The organism is Vibrio sp. 10N.261.51.A3 (assembly GCF_041471965.1).
GTDB classification, from domain to species: domain Bacteria; phylum Pseudomonadota; class Gammaproteobacteria; order Enterobacterales; family Vibrionaceae; genus Vibrio; species Vibrio crassostreae_C.
In genome coordinates this window covers 1-1,190 of sequence record NZ_JBFRPK010000140.1, presented here as the reverse complement: position 1 = coordinate 1,190, position 1,190 = coordinate 1, and the positions used below count along the sequence as shown (strand labels likewise).

1 pseudogene is annotated in these 1,190 nt (G+C 42.9%); it reads right to left on the bottom strand.

The annotated features are described in order from the left end of the window. Nucleotides 1-25: 25 nt before the first annotated feature. Nucleotides 26-981: pseudogene (locus AB4371_RS22195) on the bottom strand (IS110 family transposase). Nucleotides 982-1,190: the final 209 nt, after the last annotated feature.

Sequence of the window (1,190 nt, the reverse complement as noted above, 5' to 3'; positions counted from 1 at the left end):
TAACAAACGACTATGGCGTCAATGATTAATTTTTGGCAGTGTTTTCATCCCACATGGCGCCATCTCTCAGCATAGAGTTAAGAGTCACAACCATCTTTCGAACACACGCGATTATTGCGACTTTCTTAGGCTTTCCGGCAGCTACAAGTCGAGCATAAGTTGCTTTGAATACGGGGTTACATTGCATGGCTGACATCATTGCCATATATAACACTGTGCGTACTTGCGCTCGACCGCCTTGGATCACGCGCTTACCTTTGTAGCGCCCACTTTCGCGTGTTATTGGAGCGACACCAATTAGTGATGCCGCTTGTTTATTTGTGATGTAGCCAAGTTCTGGTACGTTGCTAATTATTGATGCAGCGGCAATGTTTCCTATTCCAGGGACGCTCTGCAATATTGTGTTTTTAGCCTGATATTCAGGGCTATCTTCAATGAGTTTAACGAGCTTTTCTTCTAACTTGGTGATTTGATTTTTTATCGTGGTTAGCATCGGTTTGATAGTCGGATGGAGAGAAGCGGGAAGTATCTGGATTCGGTTCTTTCCATGGTTTGCATGGATAACAACTGGTTTCGGCGAATGACTAAGTCACTCATTAGGCGTATGTTTTTTGGCTTTATGACAGTAAGAGCTGGTTTGATTGCTTCTCCATAGTGAGCAATCAATTCTGCATCTAAACGATCATTTTTGGCTCTGCGGCCAATAGCACCAGCGAACCGTTTTATGTGGACAGGGTTTGCTCTGACAATAGGTAATTGAGCCTCTGCACATGCAAGAACAAAAGGCATTTCTAATCGGCCTGTTGCTTCAATAACGATTCGTTCAGGACTGTGACTCTTAATCGTTTTGAGTGCTTTTTTGATGCCTTTATCATTGTTCTCTACTGAGAAAAATAGGTCTAGTGGCCTGATGTGGATGTCTAATTGTGTTTTGCCGGTATCAACTCCAACGTTGATGCTTTGATTGATTTTGGTATTCATAATAAGCTAACTCATGCTTGCGTAATGCGGGTTCGAGACCCAGTCGACTATTCGAGGTTTATGCTTGAAGTCCTATGTAGCGTTCATGTTTGTTATCGGTCTCTCGATAGAGGAGCCAGCGTTTAAACGAACTACTACATAGAAAGCTTTAGTTGCAGCTAAAGCCTGGGTCTCACATTACCCGATTGGAGTGCTTATTATCCATACAA